General features: G+C 51.5%; 4 protein-coding genes. 2 read left to right on the top strand and 2 right to left on the bottom strand.

Going from position 1 to position 1,494, the window contains the following annotated elements:
• Together KDK19_RS07435 and KDK19_RS07440 are read left to right on the top strand one after the other, a co-directional pair.
• Window positions 1-216, top strand: a 216-nt coding sequence (locus KDK19_RS07435) for a DNA translocase FtsK (protein ID WP_257291659.1), incomplete at its 5' end; no start/stop codon positions are given.
• A 2-nt stretch (window positions 217-218) separates the two neighbouring features.
• Entirely contained in the window at window positions 219-836 is a 618-nt protein-coding gene (locus tag KDK19_RS07440) for a 3'-5' exonuclease (RefSeq protein ID WP_257253891.1), read from the top strand.
• A gap of 58 nt (window positions 837-894) precedes the next feature.
• On the opposite strand, the gene KDK19_RS07445 is transcribed toward KDK19_RS07440, so the two are convergent.
• Together KDK19_RS07445 and KDK19_RS07450 are read right to left on the bottom strand one after the other, a co-directional pair.
• Window positions 895-1,107: a hypothetical protein gene (locus tag KDK19_RS07445; RefSeq protein WP_257253888.1), complete on the bottom strand. Its 213-nt coding sequence runs from the start codon at window positions 1,105-1,107 to the stop codon at window positions 895-897.
• On the bottom strand, window positions 1,094-1,309 hold the full coding sequence (locus tag KDK19_RS07450; protein WP_257253887.1) for a hypothetical protein: 216 nt from the start codon (window positions 1,307-1,309) through the stop codon (window positions 1,094-1,096). The genes KDK19_RS07445 and KDK19_RS07450 overlap by 14 nt, the downstream gene beginning before the upstream one ends.
• Between the last annotated feature and the right edge of the window lie 185 nt (window positions 1,310-1,494).

Here is a 1,494-nt window from a genome sequence, read left to right on the forward strand (position 1 = left end):
ACGCAAGAGCAAGAGCCAGAAGAAACAGAACTCAGCAAACTGGAGGAAGCCAGGCAGCTGATAAGAGAACAGACTCCCGGAGAAATGATCTCCGTGCGGTTTGTTAAAGACAGCCTGAAGGTTGGGTACCCGAAGGCGAAACACATCATCAAACAAATGGAACAGATGGGACTGATTGCGGCGAGTGGTAAGTCCTTTATTGTGAATGGAGAATAAGAATGAAACATCTAATGGTCGATCTGGAAACCATGGGCAACGGCAGTCAGGCTGCCATTATTGGCATCGGGGCTTGTTTCTTTGACCCGGTAACAGGTCAGATCGGGGAGACCTTCTCTCGAAATGTCACTTTGCAGTCTTCAGTGGATGAAGGCTTAAAGATGGACGTTTCCACCGTTGAGTGGTGGTTGAAGCAGGACGATGATGCACGGGCTATCTTCCAGCGTTCCGGCTATCCATTACCAGAAGTGTTACAGGAATTTCTTGACTTCATCCCGGAGAGACTCAGGCGCTCTGTCCAGCTCTGGGGCAATGGTGCCTCGTTCGATAATGTGATTCTGGAAAATGCCTTTGATGTCTGTGGTCTGAAAGCGCCCTGGGCCTTTTGGAATCATCGGGACGTGAGAACCATCGTTGAGCTGGGCCGGACGATCCTGGGCATTGATCCCAAGCGGGACTTTTTTTTCGATGGGGTTAAGCATGATGCGTTGAGCGATGCTGTTCATCAGGCGAGGTATGTGTCTGCGATCTGGGGGGAGTTGCAGGGCGCGGTGGATCTGGCTCGGACTGTCGAGGGTGGGAAGGCTGAGAAGGAGTTGGCTTTGCATTTTAGGGAGTGATCACTAAAGCGCTCCCAGAAAGAAAACCCCGCTGCTATGGCGGGGTTTGTTGCATTTGCTATCTCTCTTCTTCAAGGAATTGCTCTGCAAGCAGAGGGTAGTGTTGCCTGATTTCCTGCCGCCGCCTGATATCCAATAGAGGCTGTACGTCGTTGGCTCTGTGCCATAAACAGGGCTGACCAGGGGCTGGGCTGATAAGCAGGTACATATCTCTGCCATCGAAACGGCAGCCTGCCACTATTCCACGTCTGGATGCTTTACCGATGGCCATGCTGCTTCTCCCTGAGTTCGTTCTCAAGACGTTCAATCAGACGACGGCTTTGTTGCAGGATGACTTTGCAGTCATGGATGGTCAGATGCCTGGGGAGATCGACAAGGCTCCAGTTTTCCAGCGATTTCATGGCCTCGGCCAGATCAGTGGCCTGTGCTTCGCGGTGTTCAAGGAGCTGGTCTTCTTTAAGATGGCTGTCCATAACTCCTCCCACCCCCGTTAAGACCGAGACGCACGACGATGGCCCCGACTGCTGATTCTCCAGTCATTCCTGTGCTATTATTTTTCATGCAATAGACCTTTAATTGTTCTTGGGTTATTTGCCTCAAAGCCTCGGGGGTGGTAGCACCAGAGGCTTTATCTATTCAGAAAGTTGGCTTTATCCTC

The organism is Endozoicomonas sp. ONNA1 (assembly GCF_024606325.1).
GTDB lineage: Bacteria > Pseudomonadota > Gammaproteobacteria > Pseudomonadales > Endozoicomonadaceae > Endozoicomonas_A.